At 61.8% G+C, this 23103-nt stretch carries 18 protein-coding genes; 13 read left to right on the forward strand and 5 right to left on the reverse strand.

Annotated elements, in window-relative coordinates:
* The 3 genes from E8F06_RS08995 to E8F06_RS09005 all read left to right on the forward strand — a co-directional run.
* Positions 1-2156: malate synthase G (locus tag E8F06_RS08995; protein ID WP_280366301.1), on the forward strand; the 2156-nt coding region annotated here is incomplete at its 5' end.
* A 185-nt stretch (positions 2157-2341) separates the two neighbouring features.
* A complete protein-coding gene (locus E8F06_RS09000; RefSeq protein WP_280366398.1) occupies positions 2342-3532 on the forward strand; it encodes an OprD family porin in 1191 nt (396 codons plus the stop codon).
* A 56-nt stretch (positions 3533-3588) separates the two neighbouring features.
* Complete coding sequence (locus tag E8F06_RS09005; protein WP_280366302.1) at positions 3589-4221, forward strand: NAD(P)H-dependent oxidoreductase; 633 nt, start codon at positions 3589-3591, stop codon at positions 4219-4221.
* Between the two features lie 259 nt (positions 4222-4480).
* On the opposite strand, the gene E8F06_RS09010 is transcribed toward E8F06_RS09005, so the two are convergent.
* Positions 4481-5908 (reverse strand): cytosine permease, encoded by a 1428-nt coding sequence (locus E8F06_RS09010; protein ID WP_280366305.1) that lies wholly within the window; start codon positions 5906-5908, stop codon positions 4481-4483.
* 588 nt (positions 5909-6496) lie between these two features.
* Between E8F06_RS09010 and E8F06_RS09015 the strand changes: the two genes are divergently transcribed.
* From E8F06_RS09015 to E8F06_RS09040, 6 genes are all read left to right on the forward strand, one after another.
* Positions 6497-7402: a LysR family transcriptional regulator gene (locus E8F06_RS09015; RefSeq protein ID WP_280366307.1), complete on the forward strand. Its 906-nt coding sequence runs from the start codon at positions 6497-6499 to the stop codon at positions 7400-7402.
* Between the two features lie 288 nt (positions 7403-7690).
* Positions 7691-8953, forward strand: coding sequence for an acyl-CoA dehydrogenase family protein (locus E8F06_RS09020; protein WP_280366309.1), 1263 nt, complete (start codon positions 7691-7693; stop codon positions 8951-8953).
* Between the two features lie 8 nt (positions 8954-8961).
* Positions 8962-9168: a 4-oxalocrotonate tautomerase family protein gene (locus E8F06_RS09025; RefSeq protein ID WP_280366312.1), complete on the forward strand. Its 207-nt coding sequence runs from the start codon at positions 8962-8964 to the stop codon at positions 9166-9168.
* Positions 9169-9248: 80 nt separating this feature from the next.
* Complete coding sequence (locus tag E8F06_RS09030) at positions 9249-10142, forward strand: LysR substrate-binding domain-containing protein (protein WP_280366314.1); 894 nt, start codon at positions 9249-9251, stop codon at positions 10140-10142.
* Positions 10143-10589: 447 nt separating this feature from the next.
* Complete coding sequence (locus E8F06_RS09035; protein WP_280366315.1) at positions 10590-12545, forward strand: methyl-accepting chemotaxis protein; 1956 nt, start codon at positions 10590-10592, stop codon at positions 12543-12545.
* Between the two features lie 55 nt (positions 12546-12600).
* Positions 12601-13029, forward strand: a complete 429-nt coding sequence (locus E8F06_RS09040) for a hypothetical protein (protein WP_280366317.1) — start codon at positions 12601-12603, stop codon at positions 13027-13029.
* 138 nt (positions 13030-13167) lie between these two features.
* Here the strand turns inward: E8F06_RS09040 and E8F06_RS09045 are convergent, their stop codons facing one another.
* On the reverse strand, positions 13168-13590 hold the full coding sequence (locus tag E8F06_RS09045; RefSeq protein WP_280366319.1) for a hypothetical protein: 423 nt from the start codon (positions 13588-13590) through the stop codon (positions 13168-13170).
* Between the two features lie 515 nt (positions 13591-14105).
* Here E8F06_RS09045 and E8F06_RS09050 point away from each other — a divergent pair.
* Positions 14106-14372, forward strand: coding sequence for a hypothetical protein (locus E8F06_RS09050; protein ID WP_280366321.1), 267 nt, complete (start codon positions 14106-14108; stop codon positions 14370-14372).
* 503 nt (positions 14373-14875) lie between these two features.
* Here the strand turns inward: E8F06_RS09050 and E8F06_RS09055 are convergent.
* Positions 14876-15931 carry an AraC family transcriptional regulator gene (locus E8F06_RS09055; RefSeq protein ID WP_280366323.1) on the reverse strand — a complete coding sequence of 352 codons (1056 nt, stop codon included), beginning with the start codon at positions 15929-15931 and terminating at the stop codon, positions 14876-14878.
* 6 nt (positions 15932-15937) lie between these two features.
* The gene (locus tag E8F06_RS09060; protein ID WP_280366326.1) at positions 15938-16996 is read right to left on the reverse strand and encodes an AraC family transcriptional regulator; all 1059 of its coding nucleotides are present in this window, start codon (positions 16994-16996) and stop codon (positions 15938-15940) included.
* A gap of 238 nt (positions 16997-17234) precedes the next feature.
* Here E8F06_RS09060 and E8F06_RS09065 point away from each other — a divergent pair, with 238 nt between their 5' ends.
* The 3 genes from E8F06_RS09065 (at position 17235) to E8F06_RS09075 (ending at position 20574) form a co-directional block, all read left to right on the forward strand.
* On the forward strand, positions 17235-17381 hold the full coding sequence (locus E8F06_RS09065) for a hypothetical protein (protein WP_280366328.1): 147 nt from the start codon (positions 17235-17237) through the stop codon (positions 17379-17381).
* 62 nt (positions 17382-17443) lie between these two features.
* Entirely contained in the window at positions 17444-19555 is a 2112-nt protein-coding gene (locus tag E8F06_RS09070) for a 3-hydroxyacyl-CoA dehydrogenase NAD-binding domain-containing protein (protein ID WP_280366331.1), read from the forward strand.
* 236 nt (positions 19556-19791) lie between these two features.
* Positions 19792-20574 (forward strand): SDR family oxidoreductase, encoded by a 783-nt coding sequence (locus E8F06_RS09075; RefSeq protein WP_280366334.1) that lies wholly within the window; start codon positions 19792-19794, stop codon positions 20572-20574.
* 166 nt (positions 20575-20740) lie between these two features.
* Here the strand turns inward: E8F06_RS09075 and E8F06_RS09080 are convergent, their stop codons facing one another.
* Positions 20741-22921 carry an EAL domain-containing protein gene (locus tag E8F06_RS09080; RefSeq protein WP_280366337.1) on the reverse strand — a complete coding sequence of 727 codons (2181 nt, stop codon included), beginning with the start codon at positions 22919-22921 and terminating at the stop codon, positions 20741-20743.
* Positions 22922-23103 lie beyond the last annotated feature (182 nt).

Below are 23103 nucleotides of genomic sequence, written 5' to 3' on the forward strand. Positions count from 1 at the left end.
GCCTTCAGGTCGCCAGAGTCCTGTTCGACTTCGTGAACAACGAAGCCATCCCCGGAACCGGCATTGCGGCCGAGCAGTTCTGGGCCGGTGTGGAAGCCGTCATCAATGACCTGGCTCCGAAGAACAAAGCCCTCCTCGCCAAACGCGATGAACTGCAGGCCAAGATCGACGCCTGGCACCAGGCCCGTGCCGGCCAGGCCCACGACGCCGTGGCCTACAAGGCGTTCCTCCAGGAGATCGGCTACCTGCTGCCGGAACCGGCCGACTTCCAGGCCACGACCCAGAATGTCGACGAAGAAATCGCCACCATGGCCGGCCCGCAGCTGGTCGTGCCGGTGATGAACGCACGTTTCGCCCTGAACGCCGCCAACGCGCGCTGGGGTTCGCTCTACGATGCGCTCTACGGCACCGACGCCATCAGCGAAGACGGTGGCGCCGAGAAGGGCAAGGGCTACAACAAGGTTCGCGGTGACAAGGTGATCGCCTTCGCCCGCGCCTTCCTCGACGAAGCCGCGCCGCTGGAGGGTGCTTCCCACGTCGACGCCACCGCCTACGCCGTGAAGAACGGCCAGTTGGCCGTGACCCTGAAGAACGGTAGCGAAGTCGGCCTGAAAAACGCCGACCAGTTCATCGCCTTGCAGGGCGAGGCCGCCAAGCCGGCCGCCGTGCTGCTGAAGCACAACGGCCTGCACTTCGAAATCCAGATCGACCCGACCAGCCCGATCGGCCAGACCGACGCCGCCGGCGTGAAAGACGTGCTGATGGAATCCGCGCTGACCACCATCATGGACTGCGAAGACTCCGTCGCCGCCGTCGATGCCGACGACAAGGTCGTGGTCTACCGCAACTGGCTCGGCCTGATGAAGGGCGACCTGGCTGAATCCGTCAGCAAGGGCGGCCAGACCTTCACCCGCACCATGAATCCGGACCGCGTCTACAGCAAGGCCGATGGCTCCGAGCTGACTCTGCACGGCCGTTCCCTGCTGTTCGTGCGCAACGTCGGTCACCTGATGACCAACCCGGCCATCCTCGACGCCGCGGGCAACGAAGTACCGGAAGGCATCCAGGACGGCCTGTTCACCGGCCTGATCGCGCTGCACAACCTGAAGGGCAACACCAGCCGCAAGAACACCCGCACCGGCTCCATGTACATCGTGAAGCCGAAGATGCACGGCCCGATCGAGGTGGCCTTCGCCACCGAAATCTTCGGCCGCGTAGAAGACGTGCTGGGCCTGCCGCGCAACACCCTGAAGGTCGGCATCATGGATGAGGAGCGCCGCACCACCGTCAACCTGAAGGCCTGCATCAAGGCCGCTGCCGAGCGCGTGGTGTTCATCAACACCGGCTTCCTCGACCGCACCGGTGACGAAATCCACACCTCGATGGAAGCCGGCGCCGTGGTGCGCAAGGGCGCCATGAAGAACGAGAAGTGGATCGGCGCCTACGAGAACAGCAACGTGGACATCGGCCTGGCTACCGGCCTGCAAGGCAAAGCGCAGATCGGCAAAGGCATGTGGGCCATGCCGGACCTGATGGCCGCCATGCTCGAGCAGAAGATCGGCCACCCGCTGGCCGGCGCCAACACCGCCTGGGTGCCGTCGCCGACCGCCGCCACCCTGCACGCGCTGCACTACCACAAGGTCGACGTGTTCGCCCGCCAGGCCGAACTGGCCAAGCGTGCCCCGGCGTCGGTGGACGACATCCTGACCATTCCGCTGGCGCCGAACACCAACTGGAGCGCGGACGAGATCCAGAACGAACTGGACAACAACGCCCAGGGCATCCTCGGTTATGTCGTGCGCTGGATCGACCAGGGCGTCGGCTGCTCCAAGGTGCCGGACATCAACGACGTCGGCCTGATGGAAGACCGCGCCACCCTGCGTATCTCCAGCCAGCTGCTGGCCAACTGGCTGCGCCACGGCATCGTCAGCCAGGCGCAGATCGTCGAGAGCCTGGAGCGCATGGCCGCCGTGGTGGACCGCCAGAACGCCAGCGACCCGCTGTACCGTCCGATGGCGCCGAACTTCGCCGACAACGTGGCCTTCCAGGCCGCGTTGGAAATCATCCTGGACGGTACTCGCCAACCCAACGGTTACACCGAACCGGTCCTGCACCGACGACGCCTGGAGCTGAAGGCCAGGCTGAGGGCCGGTTGACCCCACCGGCCTGATCCGGCCCGGCTGCCACCGGGCCTGTGCTCCTCACCGATCCCGCCTCATCCGCACCCATGCGGAGGGGTTTCTGCACCGAAAATAAAGACAAGAAGAGGTAAATCGCTATGAAACAAGGCCGTCAGTTGCGGCAACTCAAAACCCTGTCGTGCTTCATCCCCCTGTTGGGTATGAGCAGCCACGCGAGCGCGGAGGGTTTTGTCGAGGACGCCGAAGCCAGGCTGTCCCTGCGCAACTACTTCATCAATCGCGACTTCGTCCACAACCCGGACCAAAGCAAGGCTCAAGCCTGGACCCAAGCGTTCATGTTCGATGCCAGCTCGGGGTTCACCCAAGGTGTCGTTGGCTTCGGTGTGGATGTGCGGGGGCTGTTCGCCGTGAAGCTCGACGGTGGCCGTGGAACCGGTGGTACCGACTTGCTGCCGATTCATGACGACGGACGCCAGGCTGATGACTTCGGTCGGCTGGCCGTGGCAGCCAAGGCCAGGATCTCCGACACCGAGTTCAAGGCAGGGGAGTGGGTACCGCAGATTCCGGTCCTCTACGCCGACGAGTATGGGCGGAGCTTGCCGCAGACCTTCAAGGGCGCGCAGGTCACCTCCAAGGAGTTGGATGGACTGACGCTGATGGGGGGGCAATTCACCCAGACCAGCCAACGCGATGATGCCAGCATGGAGGATATGCCCGCCTTTGGTGTCACCAGCGATCAGTTCAGCTTTGCCGCGGGTGAATACAGCTTCAACCAGGACCGTTCGTTGATTGGCCTGTGGCACGCCGAGCTCAAGGACATCTACAGCCAGGAATACGTGCAGTACAAGCACTCCCAGGAAGTCGGGGCGTGGACGCTCAGCTCAAGCCTGGGTTGGTACACCGGGCGCGAAGATGGCAGCGCCAAGGCCGGCGACCTGAAGAACAACACTTACTCCGGCTTCTTCTCCGCCAACCTGGGGCAACACACGTTCTATCTCGGCCTGCAGAAGGTCGACGGCAAAAGCGACTGGATGAACGTCGACGTAACCTCGTCCGAGGGCCAGTACCTCGCAAACCACACCTATAGCAGCAAGTTCGACGCCGCCGGAGAGCGATCGGTCCAACTGCGTTATGACTACTACTGCCGCGAGGGCTGGGTGCCTGGCGCATTTTTCATGGGGCGATATGTCAAGGGCGATGGTGTGAACGCCGGCCTGGACAGTGATGGCGAGGAATGGGTTCGGGAGCTGGAGGTTGGCTACATGTTCCAGAGCGGCCCTCTGAAGGACCTCGCTGTTCGCTGGCGTAACAACACCGTGCGGCGCGACTGGATGGATTACGACTTCAACGAGAACCGCATCATCGTCACCTACCCCTTGTCGCTGCTCTGAGTTCGCAAATCGAAGGACGCCCGCCGCCGAGGCGGGCGTCATTGGAGAAACCACCCATGACCAAGATCCTCGTCATCGAAAGTAGCTTTCAGCAGGAGCCCGCATCGGCCTCACGACGTATCACCAATCGCTTACTGGTTGAGTGGGAACGCCGTGAGCCGACAGTGACCATCGTGCGTCGCGACCTTGGCAGGAACCCACCTCCGCATGTTTCCGAGGCTCTCTTTACAGGTCTTTCCCTTCCAGTCCAGGAGCGAACCCCGGAGCAGGTAACAGCCGTCGCGGCCGCTCAAGCACTGATAGATGAGCTACTCGACGCAGACGTCATTGTCATTGGCGCTCCGATGTACAACTTCTCGGTTCCCTCAACCTTGAAGTGCTGGATCGACAACATCGCGATTGCAGGCAAGACCTTCCGCTATACCGCCGAAGGGCGTCCGCAAGGCCTGGTGCACGGTAAGCGCGTTTACGTGATCGCCAGCCGTGGCGGGATCTACAGCGAGGGCCCAGGTGCCGCGAACAATTTCCAGGATACCTACCTGCGCGCCGTGCTCGGCCTGCTGGGCATGACGGACTTCAGTGTCATTTCCGCTGAACGACAAAAAATGTCGGCGGACCAGCAGGCGCTGGGAACCCGGACTGCGGAGCAGCAGATTGCCGATGCTCTGGCCCTGGAGTTCAGTGCATAGACTGGAGACGCAGTCCGCTTGTGCCACTTGGCTGCCCACCTCGCGCAGGGCAAACCATTTTCCCAATTGCGTTGCTCTGACCGACTTCGCGTCGGCTTTCGGCCCGTCCTTGTGATGGGTCTCTTTTTTGGGGCGGGTCAATAAGCAAGGCCAGGCGACCGTGTGCGGTGGCTGATCCACGCTTGTCCTTCCTCAACGCGGAGGACAAGCCATGAACACCCATACTTCGTACACCGGGAACGCCCCTGGTTACCTCCTCTCAGCGCCCGTCCAGCATCGCTTCGCTTTCCAGGATCAGGCGCAACTCGTCCGTGCCGCAGGATCGCTTGCCGATGAAGAAGTAGGTGATACCGGACACCGCCAGTCCGATAACGAAGGTGATATCCGCGCCACCCAGTGCCTGCGCGGCGGGCCCCACGTAGAAACTCAATGACATGAAGGGGACCATTGCCAGGATGCCGAGAAAATACGCGCTGAGCCCGTTCCTCGACCATTTTCCGTAGATGCCTTCAGGGTTGAAGAGCTCGCTGATCGCGTAATGTCCTTTGCGGACGAAGTAGAAATCGACCAGGTTCACGGCGGTCCAGGGAATGAGCGCGTAGAGCATCATCATGATGAAGGTGTTGAACGTGCCGATGTATTTCTCGGGAATTACCAGGCTGATGGCCAGGGCGATCAGCGCGGCCGCTGCGATGCCCACCAAGCGACTCTTCAATGTCGGTGTAACCGGCTTGAATGCATCGATAGCCGTAATGCTGGTCAGCATGGCCCCATAGAAGTTGACGGCCATGATGCCCAGGATCGCCGGAACCGAAACGAGCACGGCAAAGGTGCCGAAGCCTGGAATCAGCCGGTTTCCGATCTCACGCAGGCTGCCAATAGCGCTGGGCTCGGGCATGGACGACGCGATCAACGACCCGAGCGACATCATCCAGACTGCGGAAAGCAAAGCTCCCAGGTAGGTCCAACTGATGATCCTGCGTGCGGGCGTGTCGTGTGGCAGATAACGCGAGTAGTCCGAGACATACACCGAGTAGCTGATCTGATAGCCAGCCGCCGCGCCGAGCTGTACCAGGAAGGCATCCATGGAAAAGCCTGCGCCCTTCAGTGCCGCATCTGGTGTCAGGTAGACGACTGCGGCGACCGACATCAGCGCGTAGACCACGACAATCAGATAGGTCAGCCAGCGCTGGAAGCGATGCAGGAGATCGTGCCCGAAGATGGCCATGGCAGCCGAGGCTGCAATCCAGATGAAGTACCAGGGGTCGCGTGGGCCGGAGGTGACTGTCTGCACGGCATCCGTCGCCAGAATGGCATTGAAGACGTTGAAGCCCGTGTAGCAGAAGTACACGGCGAACAGCGGCAACACGACGCCGCGAATACCGAACTGCGCCCGGGACTGGATCATCTGTGGCAGCCCCATCGTCGGTCCCTGATTGGCGTGGAAGGCCATGAACAGGGTCCCGAAAGCAACGCCCAGCAGGATGGCCAACACTGAATAGAAGGCTCCCAGGGACATCGATGGACCAATGAACCCGATCATGAGCGTCATGATCACGAAGTTCCCGGCAAACCAGAATGGTCCCTGGTGCCAGACCTTTCCATGTCGCTCGTTGCGCGGAACGTAATCGATGGAACGCACCTCGATGACAGGCCGCATCGGCCCGCTTGGCGGATTCTTGTTCATTGGATGAATCACCTTATTCTTGTGTTTGTAATGGGCACTGCAAGAAGCGCAAGGAACCTCAGTTCCCACGCACGTCGGGAACTGTTCTGCAGCGTTTGCAAGGAGTGGTTGGGCAGTCTGGAAGCGTCAGTTCAGCCAGGCGTGTGAAGTTGTTCCTGGATGCTGGCGAACTCAGTGTGCGCTCAGAGTTGAAGGGCAAAAATCAGCGTCTGCAAAAAATAACTTCAGAAATCCAAGAACTACCATGCAGACTTTCGGCAGCCGCTTTGGCTGATCGAGATCCTGATTAACTATATGATTTGTATGCATATTTGTGATTTCAGGAAACACCGGATACTTGTCCAGAGCCGTGAGGCGCTGCCGTGGAGACGCTCCGGGAACGGCACGAAAGATAAGAATTTCTAAAACGTCGAATCTGAGCTTTCAGCGATTCTATAGAGATGTCCGGCATCCATTCGGTGCCCACAAAGCCTGCCGGTTGGCATGCCGGGTTGGACGTCCGATACTCCTCTGCAGTTCTTTCACTCGGCGCGGACAGTTGCGCTCGCGTCATCACTTTTCAGCGGATAGTCGCCAGGCAAACCAAGCATGCTGCGTAATGTTTCCGATATGGACCTGAAGTTGCTGAGGCTGTTTTCGGCAGTGGTCAAATGCGGTGGCTTCACGGCCGCTCAGGCCGAGTTGAACATCAGCCATTCCAATATCAGCATGCAGATTTCCGCGCTGGAGAAGCGCTTGGGCTATCGCGTTTGCGAACGCGGAAAGGGAGGCTTCAGCGTCACGGAGAAGGGCCAGATAATCCTCGATGCGGCGGAGAAGATTTTTGAAGCGCTGGACCAGTTCAAGGACCAGGCCCAGTCCCTGTCGGGCAAGTTGATGGGAGACGTGTACGTTGGCTTGGCGGACAACATCTCGACCTTGTCGAGCGCCCACATCGACGCCGCCATAGCCCGTTTCTACCAGCGCGGACACAGCGCCCATCTGCATCTGTTCGTCAACTCTCCCGCTGAGCTGGAGGTTGCGGTGATCGACAAGCAGATCGATGTCGCCATCTCCTACTTCAACAGAGTCCTCCCCAATCTGACCTACCGGAATCTATACACGGAACCGGTCGGCATCTTCTGCGGGGCGTCGCATGCCCTGTTCGACAATGACGACATCCAGCCCCTCGACCTGGAGGACGCGGACTGGATTTCCTACGGCTTCCTCTCCGCCGACCTGGAGCGCATGGTGAGGCCGACGACCTCCACCGCAACCGCTTACCACCTCGAAGCGGTGATCCACGCGATACTTGCCGGCACTCACCTGGGGTTTCTGCCACTGCATTGCGCAGAGCCCTGGGTGGCTCGGGGCAAGATGCGAATCCTGCTGCCCGAAATCATGCAGCAGGATGTCCAGCACTACATGATCACCAGCAACGCCAATCCGCAGAGCGAGGCTGCCCAGGCATTCATGGAAGACCTGCTGCATGTCCACGGCGTCATCACCCCCTGAGCGCGCCGGCCAGCAACCCCTCACCCAACGCACTCGTCCCTGCCGATAAGCGTCCGCCAGCTGCCTCAACCGGCGTTGCACCTGGCTTCAGAAACCGCTGAAGCCAGCTTCTGAAGTTCGGGATATATCCCGAAATCGATCCTTCCTATCCTGCCTTCGACCGGCGTTCCTGAAGCGCGACCAGCGTCCTTCAGAGCGAGTCCGGCACCCATCCTTTGCGTTTTTCATGCCTCGTTACGGCACCGTTTGGGAGCCGTCGAGCGCCAACCAGAACAAGAGGTAGCAATCATGCCGGTAGATTTCACGCTCACTCCGGAGCAGACCGCCGCCCGGGAGGCGATGCGCGACTTCGCCATCACCCATCTTTCCAACGTCGAATCCGCCATCGCCCCTTTCGCCACCCCGGAGGAGCGCGTCAGGGCCATCAAACCCTTCTTCAGGGAAATGGTGCGTGCCGGCTTCATGAAATCCATCATTCCGGTCGAGGATGGCGGCACGTACCAAGGGCTTCTCGACATGGTCATCAGTGGCGAAGAGGCTTCGATTGGCGACGTCAACGTCACCTGCGCGCTGTTCTCCTGCGCACTTGCCCTGTCGCCGATCATCACTCATGGCACCCGGGAGCAACGCGCGCAGTTCCTCGCTCCCTTCCTGGTCGACGATGGTGCCCCGCTGGCCGCGCTTGCCTTCAGCGAAGTAGGGGGCACCGCGAACTTCGATGATCCTGACCCAAGCGCTGGTTCACAGACATTTGCCTACCGCGACGGCGACGAATGGGTGATTTCAGGGGAGAAGTTCTTCATCACCAACGGCTGGGGTTGGGAGGGCGAGGGCGCTGACCTGTTCGTCGTCTCCGCGCGAACCGATCCGTCAGTCCCCGCAGCACAATCGTTGGCGGTGTTCGCCGTGCCGCGTCCCACACAGGGCCTGTCCTTCGGCAAGGGGTTGGACACCATGGGGCACCGCGCCACGCCATCGCCGCGAATCAGATTCGACAAGGTACGCGTGCCCCTGGCGAACATGATCGGCAAGCCCGGTGACGGGGTGCAGATTCTGTCTCAGACATTCGCGGCCTCTGGTGTGGGTGTTGCCGCCGAGGCCGTATGCGTCATGCGGCAGGCTTTCGAAGCCGCCTTGGCGTTCTCCAAATCCGACCGGCGCAACGGGTCGGTTCCCATCATCGAGCACCAGAACGTCGGCTACATGCTGGCCGACATGAAAATGCGCCTGGAGGCAGCCCGGTACCTGACCTGGAAAGCCGCTCACTACTTCGACACCACCAATGGTGAGGGCACTGAACTCGCCGTGATGGCGAAGGTGTACTGCTCCGAGCAGGCCGTTCAAGTGGTCTATGACGCGATGCGCCTTGTCGGCATTGAAAGCTATGCCGATGAAATGCCGTTCGCCCGCCTGCTCAAGGACGCCATGGCCTTCCCCCTGTATGACGGCGGAAACATGGGCATCAGAAGGCGCGTGCTGCACAAGGCCCTCGCCAGCGCTAACTACGATCACCTGGCTGCGTGCGAAGGCCGCGCCCCTTCCAAACATTGAGGTGAACCATGCCTTTCATTTCGCTACGAATCACCAAGGGCGCAACTGAGCGCCAGAAGCAGGAAATCATCCACGAGTTCACGGCCACGCTGGAACGGGTCCTGGGCAAGAACCCGGAGTGGACCCACATCGTGATCGAGGAGGTCGATCCGGAAAACTGGGGCCATGCCGGCCTTTCCGTCAAACAACACCTGCTGGCGGATGGCGGCGATTGAGTGAATGGAAAACCGGCCCTGCACAGGGGCCGGCTTCCTGGCCTTTTCCACTTTCGCAAGACGCACGAGGGTGCACCGCCATGGCATTGCCTTCGCTCAACAGCCTCAGGGTATTCGAGTCCGTCGCACGACTCGGCAGTGTCACTGCAGCCGCTGGCGAATTGAACGTGACCGCCGGAGCCGTCAGTCAGCAAGTAAAGACCCTGCAGGGCCATCTTGGCTTCGAGCTGCTGGTCAGAAGCGGAAGGCATCTCGCACTGACCGACAAGGGCACCCTGTTGCAGAGGCGCGTTTCCAGAGCCATCAGCGAGATCCAGGAAGCGATCCACGCACTGCAGGATGATGATTCGACGGCCCTGCAACCCGTAAGGCTCACCTTGTCGTTGCCACCGCTTCATACGATCGGTTGGCTCGCGACGCCCTTGTTCGACTTCATGGAGTCCAATGAGAGAGCAGACCTCACCATCATCACTGCCAGCTCCTTCGATGAGGTCGACTGGACGATAGCTGACTGCGCAGTGGTACATGGCACGCCGCCATGGGAAGGATTTTTCTGGAGGCATCTACGTGAGACGCGCCTGACGCCAGTCTGCAACCCGCGCTTGTCAAAAGGCTCTGACGCAATCCGCAGCGTGGTCGATCTGCGCAAGCACAGGTTGTTGCACGAGGACGACGGACACCAGTGGCAGCAATGGCTTGCAGCGGTCGGCGGCACAAACCCAGGTGGAGCCGATATCCATTTCGAGGATATCGAGATGGCTCTGCAAGCGGCTCGCGATGGCCTTGGCGTGGCTCTGGCCGACGAAAGTACCTCCCGCCAGGACTTGGAGGAAGGCCGTCTAATCCAGCCCCTGAAGCTCGCGGTTCCGGCGGCGAAAAGCTACTACGGCCTTTGCTCTGCTGCTAAACGCGGGCAGCCGGGTGTCGACTACTTGCTCGATTGGCTCGAATTCATTGCGAACGAGCGATTCTGATTAAACCCGTTCACGACGGGCCGTTTTCGACCAGAAGCCGTTATTACACCGAGCTGCCGCTGCTCCAGTATTCGAGCCGATCCTCACGATTTCGAAGACGGCCCCCGCCATTTTTCAAAACCATCCAGCAGCATGGTCATGCCTGCATCGAATGTTGCGGGACTGTCGATTGTGGAGAAAGGCACAGCCAGGCCGTAATCAATCGCGCCTGGCTGCACCCGCTGGAACAGGCGGAATTTGTTCTCGGTGAGGCTGTAGGTGGCCAGTTCCAGCCTGCGCGCCAGGCGCCATGAGTGTCATTGAAAATCAAATTGTTGGCGCGAAAAGCCAAGCTATTTCGGTCCGTTTGATCCTAGCATCCGGGCGGCAGGCAGCGCGGTCGATCAGCTGCCGCCCGCCCGCCGGCAGGGTCCGGAGTATCCCAATAACAAGAATGGAGTTGCCCGCATGTCACAGGCCGCCACCCGCCTGTTCGTAGACCTTGCCGTGGGCAAGAAGCTGTTGTGTGGTTTCGGTCTGGTGTTATTGCTCACCGTCGCGGTCACGGTCAGCGGCTTCCTGGCGGTCCAGGCGGTGCTGCAAGGGCATCGCCAGGTCGATCAGTTGGCGGCGGTGAATGTGGAGATCCTGCAGGCGCGGCAGCTGGAGCGCAGTTTCGCCGTCGAGCAGAACGCCGAGAGCGCCAGGCAGGTGCGCGAGAGTTTGCTCCGGGTGCAGGAGCTACTGGCCGGTCTGGCGCAGGACGCTGCGCCCTCCGAGCAGCAGCGTGTGCAGGAGATGCAGGAGGCGGTGACCGGGTACCTGAATCAATTCGACAGCTATGTCGAGTTGCAGGGCAAGGCGCGTACCGCGCGGCAGGACATGGGCAAAGCCGCCGCCGAGGCCCGCGATCAGTTCGAGGCGGTCGAGCTGGAGATGTACGACGGCGTGCGCCAGCAGCTCCAGCAGAGCGACCGTGTTTCCGGTAACGACCCCCTTGGTCTGGCGGAGACCGCCTCGAGCCTGAGCAAGTCCATGTTCGACCTGCGCACTCAGGAGACCCTGTTCATCATCGACGGCTCGTCCGAGGCCCTGAAGCAGTGGGCCTTGGTCTGCGAAGACCTGCGCGGCGTCGCCGACAGCATGGTGACCGGATTGACCGATGAGCAGAAGGCTGTGATCGACACGGCATTGCAAGCCTTGACCCGATACCAGCAATCCTTCGGCCATTACCAGCAGATCCGCGAGCAGAGCCGTGGCAGCGAGAAGTCGATGATCGAGCAGGCGCGCTCGGTGCTGGACCTTGCCGAGGCGGCGCAACTGCGGGAGCGGCAGCACATGACGGATGCCAGCGACTGGGCACTGATACAGCTCGGTGGCATGGGCGTCGCCGCCGTTGTGTTCGGCCTGCTTGCCACCTTGCTGATCTCCCGCTCGATCGTCGGGCCCTTGCGTCAGAGCGTGGTTGTTGCCCGGCGTATCGCCGAGGGAGACCTGAGCCAGGATATTCCGCTGCAGCGGCGTGACGAACTGGGCCAACTGATGGCCTCGATGCAGGACATGACCGGCAACCTGCGAACCCTGGTGGGCCGGATCGGCGGCGGGGTAGGGCAGATTGCCGCGGCGGCCGAGCAGCTGTCGGCGGTCACTGCGCAGACCAGCGCCGGGGTACAGAACCAGAAGCTGGAAACCGACCAGGCCGCCGCTGCCATGCATCAGATGGCCGCCACGGTGCAGGAGGTGGCGCAGAACGCCGAGGAGGCCTCGCTGGCGGCGCGCGAGGCCGATCATGAGGCGCAGCAGGGCAACCAGGTGGTGCAGCAGGCAGTGAGCCATATCGGCGAGCTGGCGGCCGAAGTCGAGCGTTCGGTCGAGGCGATCGCCGCGCTGAACCATGAGAGCGACCGCATCACCAGCGTGCTGGAGGTGATCCGCAGCGTTGCCGAACAGACCAACCTGCTGGCACTCAATGCCGCCATCGAGGCCGCCCGGGCCGGCGACCAGGGGCGCGGTTTCGCCGTGGTGGCCGACGAGGTGCGGGCGCTGGCGCGGCGCACCCACGACTCGACCGAGGAAATCGAGAGCCTGATTGCCAGCTTGCAACGCATGGCCAGGGGCGCCGTGGAGCAAATGGACAGCAGTCGCAGCCTGACCCAGCGCACGGTCGGTCTGGCCGCACAGGCAGGTAATGCCCTGGTGCGCATCACCCAGGCGGTGAGCACCATCGAGCAGATGAACCAGCAGATCGCCGCCGCTGCCGAGGAACAGAGTTCGGTGGCGGAAAACATCAGTGAAAGCGTGAGCCGGGTACGTGACATCGGCGAACAGAGCACCAGCGCCAGCCAGCAGACCGCCGCCTCCAGCGCCGAACTGGCGCGCCTGGGCGGCGAGTTGCAGGACCTGGTCGCACAGTTCCGTACCTAGACAATCCACGCCCTAACCAGCGCAGGGCTTACTTCTACACGGAGGACGCTGAGTGATGAGAGCTTTACATCTGGTGTTTACATTGGCCTGGCCGGTGCTTGCGTGGGCGCAGGTTGAAGACGTCTCCACCGACGCAGAGGCGGCGAGTAAGGCCCAATTGTTTATCAAGGAAGCGAATGCCTTGCATGCCAAGGTCACTGAAATCTGTACAGACCCGAGCGCCACGGGGCTGCTCTATGAAGCAGCTGAAGATGCAGTGAAGCAGTTGGATGAATGGCCAGAGCATCAGAACGGCCAGGCATTGGCTTCATATCATGCCTGCCGCCAGTCCATGGTGGACGTCCAGAGCTATGCGTACACCTGCGCCCAGGGTGTGTACAAGGGCAAGACGGAGAGCTACCTGCAGCGCCGGTGGACAGAGGACACCGTCCATTGTGACGAAGCCATTCGTGCATCAGGTCTCGCGCTGAAAGACAGCAACTGAGCTCAAGGCCATCGACGTACGTCCAGATCAGTCAAGTGAGCAAAGCGGCTTGGTCTGTGGCGGCTTGGGCGAGCTTGTCGGCCTTTTCTCTGACGCAGTGGAGCCGCGAAACCGTGCTCTCCGAGCGGCAGGGCAGGGTCAGGAACTGCGACGCACAGGCCTGCCGTGATTGCCTGACTTGGGTATTTCGGGCGGGTCCGCATCGGCAGCTCGCGCTTGGTCGATGGCCGCGCGTAAATCCTCGTGAGAGCTCACGCCGATCACGCGTTCCACAGGCTGGGTCATGTAGTGGCCGACGACCTTGACGCCAATGGCCGCCTCCTCAATGGCGGGAAGTTTCGTGAATCGCACGTCCCAGCCGTTCACCTGAATGGCATCCAGTCGAACGCCGTCTCTTAGTAGCGTCTCGACCTTTTCAAGCAGAAGATCCCTTTGCCGCACCAAGGCTCGGTAATCCTCTTCCAGGACAACCCATCGCCGACCGTGGACGTTCGGGTAGTTCATCATCACGTGGTAGCGCGGCAGCTGTCTTGGGTAAACGGTTCTTATAGCTTTGCCCATGGCCAGATTCCTCATTCCCTTTTCGGGACAGGCAAAACCACAACGCTTCACAGCATGCTGTGAAGGCCCTGGCGGCCATGGCTATTCGGAACTGTTCGACAGGTTCCTGGCGAACTGCGTCCTCGCTTATCAAGCAGTCTTTCGGTCTTCGCCGTCGCGGTATAAGGATAGTTCCAGCTATGTGTCCGGTTCAGTTGGCAGACCGATGGCACTTTGCTCTCTAACGGTGCGGCTATGCCCCTACAGCCCGCCGCTGACGTGCCGTTCCCGGTATGGGCATGTTGGGTTTCCGTAAGTGGGTAGCCCGTCTCTGGGCAAGACACGACAAGTTTCTCTCTATTGGCGGTAATTAATCGGTGGTGCTAGGCATTCTTAACTAGGCTTATAGCTGGAGGTCCCTCCATACGGGTGATAGCACCGCCTTAGACGACAGCTACTGTGGCTGCAATGGGCGCCCAGAGTGGCGAGCTTTCTCTCGTCGTTAGAGGCGGGGTCTACAGTGGACAAGTGCTGCCATGTGCTCCGCCATCGGTGGGGTGCAAAAAATGGCTATGAATCGAGCGAGTCAGCAGTTGCGTCGTGAGTTGTTGGACATGGAAAAGCGTTGCGATGACGCAACCGTGGTCATTTGGAACGAATCCAAATTCTTGCCAGGGACCTCATCAATCACATTGATGAAGGCTATAGCGCTGTTACACCAGAACATGGATCACCTGCAGTCGATGGCTGAACACGTCCAATCTGGTGTTGTCGTTGCAGAGAAGTCCCTGAAAACCAAGTAACCAATAGCTGGAGCAAAACGGCGGATTTGAACCGTCCGCCGTGCACCCCCTAGAGCCAAAACCGCCCGTGGGGTGGTCGGTATGCCCGGAGAAACCTTGCCGGAGTGGAGCCGAACCATGCCAAGGCGGGGGAGGTACGACCTCACGGTGTATCGTCCGTGATGGGAGGTGGCAAATGCTCCAACTCCAGAAATTCAAATGCCAGGCGAGGGACTGCGGTGAGTGGTCGGATGTCCGTCTGCATTACGACCCAGACTACGACGCACAAACGGTGATCTGTGCGAAGTGCGGTGCCAGACACCTTGCCTTCCAATTGCCTGCCGCAGACGGCCATCCAGCGCAGTTCAAAATCATGTTGCCCTGCGCAGAGTAGGAACGTTGTCTGTGAACACTGGGCGCGGTCATCACTGATCAACTGCCCCAGCCGCACGTGTAGGGCTGTCGTAGGGTGGATGTCGCTTTTCACATCCACCTTCCAATGTCCCAGTTGCTGCAAGGCTCGCTTAGCTCTGGAGGTTCGATTGGCGGTTGCGCAGCAGGCGTGGCTGCCGGTTTGTGGCGTGCTGCTTTTGCCACTTCAAGGGGCTGTCGTTGAACCAGCGGTTGAAGGCCCGGCTGAATCCGCTGGCGTCGGAGTAGCCGAGCAGCCCGGCCATCTGCGCCATGCTGATGGACGGGTCATCGAGGTAGTGACGCGCCATTTCCTGGCGGGTTTCATCCAGCAAGCGCTGGAAGGATGTGCCTTCCTGTTCGAGCCGGCGTTGCAGCGTGCGCGGATTGACGGCTATGCAGTCGGCGACCTTCTCGAGGGTGGCGCGGCCACTGGGCAGCAGGCTGCGTAGCAGCTGCCGGACATAACTGGGCATCTCGTCGGCTGGCAGCCGCTCCATCCTTGCGATGTGTCCGGCGAGCAGTTGGTGCAGCCTTGCGTCGGTCGCGGCCAGCGGCAGGGAAAGCACCGAGGCGTCGAATTCCAGTTCGGTGCAGCCGGCGGCAAAGACCGGTCGCACACCGAATGCCTGGCAATAGGTCGCCTCATTGCCCAGTGGCTGGTGTCGGAGCCGGACCGCTGCCGGTCGCCATCCAGCACCGACCAGGGCACGCAGCAACTGCACGCCGACTCCGCAGGCCAGCTCTTCCGCCTGGGGCAGTCCGGGAACATCGCGCTGGTTGGCGAGATAGCCGAGGCGGGCGACGCCTCCATCGAGGTCGAAGCCGATTTCGGCCGCGCCGTTGTACAGGAAGTAGTTGGCGCGCAACTCGGCAAGCGCGTCACCGACGGTGCCGGCATTGCGAATCAGATAGAACAGCTCGCCAAAGACATCGATGCCCTGGAACAGCCCGTACTGCAGGCCAAACGAGGCATTGCCCGATTGCGCCGCGCAGCGTTCCAGCAGCTCGCAGTAGCGGCGATGGGAGAGGATGCCGTCCTGCCGGCGCAGGCTGTCTTGGGGCAGCGACACCTGGCGAAGCATCTCCGCCGGATTGAGGCCCTGACCGCTGGCGAATGCATCGAAGCCAACAAGGCTGAGGGCGCGAACGAACGGATTGAGTGCCATGTTCCGCTACTGCCCGGTCGCGCGTGGCGGGCGAAAGGATGCCGGCGCGGCGCCGGACTCGGCCAGCAGTTGAGCCTGCCGAAAGCGCTGTTTCCATTTCTGCGGACTGACGCCGTTCCAGCGGGTGAAGGCCCGGGAGAACACGCTGAGATCGGCATAGCCCAGCAGCGCGGCGAGTTGCGTCAGTTTGATGGACGAGTCGCAGATGTAGCGTGTGGCCATTGCCTGGCGTGTCTGGTCCAGCAGCTCCTGAAAGCTGGTGCCCTCGGCCTGGAGATAGCGCTGCAGGGTGCGCGGACTGAGCTGCATGTGCCCGGCGATCTGCTCGATGCTGATGTGACCCGTGTGCAGCCGCTGGCGCAGCAGCTTCTGCACGTAGGCCGGAAGTTCCTGCACGGTCAGCCGGGCCAGTTCGTTCAGCTGACGCCGAGCCGATTGCTGGAACCTTTCATCGGTAGCGCTGAGGGGTGTTTCCAGCAAGGCTGCATCGAAGACCCAGGCATTGACCGGGCCGCCGAAACGCGGTGTGACGCCCAGCAGGCGCCGGTAGGCGCCGGGCTCGCTTGCCGCCGGGTGTCGCAGCCACAGTGCGTTCGGCTTCCAGGGATGGCCCAACAGGCTTTGCATGAGCTGGGCGCCGATGCCCATGGCCAGTTCCACGGTCTGCCGCACCGAGGCAGCCTCACCGTCGACGACCTCGTAGAGGAACCGTGCCTGGTCACCCTGTCGTTCGAGATGGAGTTCAGCGCCGCTGCTGTGGACATGGAAGTACTGCGCCAGCGCCTTCAACGCGTCGCCCACCGTGCGGGCACTCTGGATCAGGTAGAGCAGCCCGCCCAGCGCCTGGGAGCCTTGGTGCAGGCCGAACTGCAGCCCGAACAGTGGATTCCCCGTACGCCTCGCACAGAGCTCAAGCAGGGCGTTGAACTTCCCACCGGAGATCAGTCCGTCCAGGGCATCGGTAGGGAGTCCGGCTTCCGCCAGGACGGCATGCGCATCGAGGCCCTGGCTGATGGCGAACTCGTCGAAGCCCAACAGGGCGATGCCGCGGACAAAAGACGTCATTGCGAGTGCCTGATTGATTCCTGGCGAAGGTGGGGACCAGCGGAAATCCGATGACTGCCGTATTCGTTGCGATCCTACACCACGGCGCCGAGCCCGCAGCGCCACGCATCCGGCGTGTCATGAATTACCGATTTTATGGCGCGAACTGCAAAGCTTTCGTGCCGGTCAGCGCCCAGACTCAAGCTACTTAAAACAACAAGGCACTGCATTCGGCGCCAGCCGGATGACGGAGGTTTCCATGCGCCGATTCCTGCTCTCTTGCCTGCTCGTGCTCCTGGCCGCCGCTGCCATTCATTCGATCAAAGCCCCGATCCTGGTCACCCTCGCAGGCCCTCCCACGGCATTGCCGATCGCCAGCATCGGCGATGTGTTCAGGCATTTCTAAGCAACCAGGCGGGAGGCGTCTTCCCGCCGCGCGGTGACTGCCTGGCAACCCGAGGATTTCCATTGAGCGACCTGATCCACTACCGCCTTGAAAAGGGGCTGGCCCTGATCGGCCTTGATCGCGCGCCGGTCAACGCGCTTGACCAGACCCTCCGCGCGGCGCTGTCCGACGCCTGTGAGCGTGCCGCATCTGACCCCAGGGTGCTGGCCATCATCCTTCACGGCGAGCGCGGGCTGTTCAGCGCTGGTTCTGAAATTAAAGAGTTCGGCACCGACGCGTCATTTGCCGAGCCGGACCTGCCCAGCACGCTGACGCGCCTGGCCGCCATTCACAAACCGATGATCGCTGCCCTGGGTAAGGTCGCGCTGGGCGGTGGACTGGAACTGGCCCTGGCCTGCGGCTATCGCATTGGCGAACCGAATCTGCGTGTCGGTCTGTCGGAGATCAACCTGGGTTTGCTACCCGGGGCCGGCGGTACCCAGCGTCTACCGCGTCTGATCGGCGTCGAGTCCGCCCTGAACCTGATTCTCTCGGGCAAACTCATCGGGGCTGAGAACGCTCGTCTGCTGGGCTTGCTTGACCGCATCGCCCCCAGTGCGGAGCGGTTGCTGGAGGAAGCCCGTGAGTACGCGTATGAGCTGATCGCCTGTCGGGCGCCGGCGCGGCCAGTGGAAGCTTGGCCGGAGCCCGGGGAGGGCCTGCCGGATGACTTCCTCGCCCGCTATCGCGCCGAGCATGAACCGACCTGGAAAAGCCGCCTTGCGCCGCGGCTGGTGCTGTTGGCCATGGAGGCGGCCTGTCTGCTGCCGCTCGATGAGGGGCTCCTGAGGGAGTTGGCACTGTTCAGGCAGGCAGAGTCTTCTCGTCAGTCGAAGGCGCTTCGCCATGTGTTTTTTGCCGAGCGCGAGGCGGCCCGGATTCCAGGCGTAGGTGCCGATCTGCCGCTGCGAAAGATCACGCGAATTGCGGTGATAGGCGCCGGCACCATGGGCGGCGAGATTGCCATGAGCTTCGCTAATGCCGGTATTCCTGTCGCCCTGCTGGATAACGATGGAAAGGCCCTGGACCGGGGCCTGACACAGATTCGCGGCAACTATGAGACCAGCGTCCGACGTGGCAGGCTCCGCCCCGAGGAGGTGGAGTCACGCATGGACCTGATCTTCGGCACCCTTGACTACGCGGACCTGTCCGAGGCCGACCTGGTGATCGAGGCGGTCTTCGACAAGCCGGAGGTCAAGCAGCAGGTGTTCCGCACCCTGGAAACGGTGTGCAAGCCGGGCGCGATTCTGGCGACCAACACTTCGTCCCTGGATGTGGACGCCATCGCGGCGACCACGACGCGCCCGCATGATGTCGTGGGCGTGCACTTCTTCAGCCCCGCCAGTGCCATGCGCCTGGTCGAGGTCATGCGGGGAGAGGTCACTGCGCCCGACGTGTTGGCCACCGTCATGGACGTCGCCAGGCGCATTGGCAAATTGCCGGTGATTTCTGGCGTCGGTTTCGGCTTCATCGGTAACCGCATGTTCGAGCCGTACGCTCGCGAGGCCAATCGACTGGTATTGGAAGGCGCGACACCCGCTCAGGTGGATCGTGTGCTCACCGAGCTGGGCCTGAACATGGGTGTGTTCAGTACGCTCGACCTGGCCGGCATCGATATGGGTTTCCTGATGCGCGATTCCCACCTGGCCTCTGTCTCCCAAGACGCGAGCTACTGCCGCTTGGGCGAAGAGCTGCATGCCATGGGGCGATACGGCCAGAAGAGCGGGCGAGGCTTCTATCTCTATGAAGGTCGGAACCGCAAGGACGACGCGGAGGTGATCGCGCTGGCCGAGCGTCTTGCGGTCGAGTTGGAGATTCCCCGATGCCCGATTGGCGACCAGGAAATCCTGGAGCGCTGCCTGTTCACGCTGATCAACGAAGGTATCCAACTGCTGGATGAGGGCATTGCCCTGCGCGCGGGTGATATCGACCTCGTGTGGATCAACGGCTACGGCTTCCCCGCCCACCTGGGCGGCCCAATGCACTACGCCGAGCAACTGGGCCTCGGCAATGTACTGGTCGGCCTCCAGCGCTACCGCCAGACCTTGGGCGAGTACGGTGAGATGTGGTTCAAACCGGCACCACTGCTGGAGCGCCTGGTGGCTGCCGGCAGGAAGCGCATAGAGCGCTTCTGAGGGTTCCCCTGCTCCGGGAATGGGTTCGTTCAGGGTGACCACGCCCGACCTTGGACGACACCGTTTCCGGGGGAGGTGGGGAGCCTGGTGTAGCGATCGTTGATCGATGCTGCCCGGTTACCCACCGTCTGTACGCCGGGATTCGTCCCGTAATCGCTTCATCCTCTCCGCGGTATCCCGCCTGGCTCCCTTGCCGGCCAGGGAGCTTGCCAGTTCCATCTGTCCGAGGTTCTCCCATGACTCACCCCTACATCCGTAACTTTTCCCTCGCCGATCGCGTGGTGCTGATTACCGGCGCCTCGAGCGGCATCGGTGCGCACCTGGCGCGGCTGGCCTCCCGTGCCGGTGCCCGCGTGGTGCTGGCGGCGCGCCGTCTCGAGCGGCTGCAGCAGGTGGCCGCGGACATTGAGTGGGAGCACGGACAAGTGCTGCCGGTCAGCCTCGATGTCACCAATCGGGCCAGCGTCGAGGCGGCCTTCGATGCGGCCGAAGCGCATTTCGGAGTGGTCGATGTGGTGCTCAACAACGCGGGTATCGGAAACGGTCAGCGCCCGCTGGAAATCAGCGAGGAAGACTGGCGTGCCATGCTCGCGACCAACCTCGACGGCGTCTGGCGGGTGGCTCAGGTGGCCGCGCAACGCATGGCCCGTAGCGGGCGCGGCGGCAGCATTGTCAATGTCGCGTCCATCCTCGGGCTGCGTGTCGCAACGGGGTATAGCCATTACTGCGCCGCCAAGGCGGGTGTGGTGCAACTGACCAAGTCACTGGCGCTGGAGTTCGCGCGCTATGGAATCCGGGTCAACGCCATCGCCCCCGGCTACTTCAAGACCGAAATGAACGAGGCTTTCTTCGAGGGCGACAAGGGCGGCGACTACATCCGCAACATGGTGCCCATGCGCCGCCTGGGAGAGCTACAGGAGTTGGAAGGGCCATTCCTGCTGCTGGCCAGTGAGGCTGGATCCTTCATGACCGGCAGCGTGCTGGCGGTTGATGGAGGGCACCTGGTCAGCAGCATGTGAGGCTACAGGAAGTTCCTTTTCTTGCCCTGGACGGCGGCTGGACCGGGAAAGTGGAACTGTAACGCGATATCAAGTTGTGACTGCGACGTTTAAGGGGGCCTGTCGTCGATCGGCGACAGGCCCCTTCTTTTTTTGCCTTCAGCGGGCTGATGAGCTCGACTGTTTCTCACGCATAGGCCTTGCTCCATGACTGGAAGTCACGTCCGGAGATTGGCTTGCTGATGCAATAGCCTTGGGCTTCCTCGCACCCCCAGTTCGAGAGCATATCCATCGTTGCCGCCGACTCGACTCCTTCAGCGACCACTTCGATACGCAGACTGTGGGCGAGTTTGATGATGGATTCGACTATGGCCGCCGACTCCCTGTCGCTGTCGAGCTCCTTCACGAATGACTGGTCGATCTTGATGTAGTCGACCGGGAGTTTCCTGAGGTAGGAGAGGGATGAATAGCCTGTGCCAAAGTCGTCGATGAACAGCTTGAAGCCCGCTTCGCGTAATTGCATGAGCACACGCTGAGCGGCCGGCAGGTCTTCCATGATGCAGCTTTCGGTCAGCTCGAACTGAATCCAGTCTGGGGAGCCGCCCCAGGTCTCCAGGGCGCTCGAGATCTGCTCGAACAGCTGCGTGTCCCGAATGTCATGGGGCGACAGATTGATGGCAATCGGTACAGCCTGGCCCGAACCATGCCAGGCATGGCTTTCGCGAACGGCTGCCGCCAGCACCCAATAGGTCAGCCGCGTGATCAGGCCTGTGCTCTCGGCGAAGCCGATGAACTGTGCCGGGCTCATCAATCCCCGTTCAGGATGCTTCCAGCGTATCAGCGCTTCCACTCCGCTCACGCGCCTGGATTGCACCCGTAGCTTGGGTTGGAACAGCAGGAGCAATTCGTCGCCGTCGATGGCTCGGCGCAAATCGGTCATCAGGATCAGCCGCTGGGCATTGTCGCTATCGAGCGAGCCCGCGTAGACCGCCAGTTTTTCCGCACTGCGAGTGGCGCCATAGCGCGCAACATTCGCCCGGCGCAACAGCGCATCGGGGTCGCTGCCATGTCCGGGAAACAGGGCGATTCCGGTGCTGCAGTCAGCGGTTACCAGAAGAGTGTCCAGCTCAAGGGGCGTATTCAGCGTCTGCATGATCTTGCGTGCGGTCTGCACGGCATGACGGGCATCCATTCCCGGAAGCAGGACTGAGAACGATGAATCGGCAATGCGGGCAACTGTCTCGCCGTCGTCCACCGTGCCCCGCAGCTTCTTCGCGACCTCCTGCAATAGCCGGTCACCCTCGTGATAACCCAGGGTTTCATTGATGTCCCGGACGTTGTCGACTTCGACGTGCAAAAGGGCGAAGGGTCTGTGGGCGTCTCCTGACGTGGTGATGGCCTTACCCAGGGCGTCCCGCATGGAAAGCCGATTGGGCAGACCAGTCAGCTCATCGAAATAGGCCATGCGCCGGATGCACTCCTCGGCCTGCTTGCGCTCTGTGATGTCGGTGAAGAAGCCTTCCAGCGCGATGACTTGCCCCTGGGCAGAGTAGACGGCGCAGCCCTTGTCCCAAACCCAGCGAATCTCGCCCTTTGCGGTGCGGATTCGGTAGGTGGACTGGAATGGCCTCCCGGTCCGCAAGGCCCTGGCGACCTTGCGCTGGAGCTCGGGAAGGTCTTCCGGGTAAATGATGTCCAGCATCTTCACCGTGCCGTCGACGAGATCGGAGGCGGCATATCCAGTGAGCTGAAGACAGCCCTCGCTGACGATTTCGGGGCGCCAGGACTGATCGTTGCGGCAGCGGTAGGCCACCCCCGGCAGATTACTCACCAGCGTCTGCAGTGTGCGTTGGCTTTCCCGCAGATTGTCGAGGGCACTGGACTCCCGGCTGGCGGCAGCATCCAGCAGGTTGCGCATGCGGTTGCGTTGGCGAAGCAGGGTCGTGATCTGGTCAGCCAGAAGCTGCAGGGCCTCCATCCCTGTCGCGTCGAGGTGTCGGACTTCGGTATCTGCGACCGAAAGGACGCCGACCATGCCCTGTCCGGGCACCGCGATTGGGATGCCCGCGAAACACCTGACGTGGGGAGGACCTTCCACCAGGCGGCAATGGCGCAGCCGCTCACTGGCAATGGCATCGGGTACCTGTAGCAGATGCCCGGCTTCCGTCACGGCGGCACTCAGCGACAGAGGCCGTGGTATCTCGCCGCATTCCAGTCCGTACTGGGCCACGAACCATTCCCGCTCGGTATCGAGGAAACCGAGCAGGGCGATCGGAACCTGGCAGGCGATGGCTGCCAGCCTGAGGTAGCCGTCGAGTTCCGGATCGGGCAGGGGGTCATGGTTTGAGCGTGGCTGACGAACGGTCATTTCGCGACTCCTCCCGCCGGGCTGGCACGGGTTCGTAACGAGATCGCCTGACGTACCGCTGATGGACCTTCTGCCCGTGCAGGGAAGACGGGCAGGTTCCAGCAATCAGTGTAGTTGCGTCGGAGCCAAGCCCGGAATCGATGCGCGCAGTGCACCCTGAGGCGGGGCGGGTGCAGGCTTCA

It is taken from the genome of Pseudomonas sp. BN411 (genome assembly GCF_029871235.1).
Classification (GTDB): domain Bacteria; phylum Pseudomonadota; class Gammaproteobacteria; order Pseudomonadales; family Pseudomonadaceae; genus Metapseudomonas.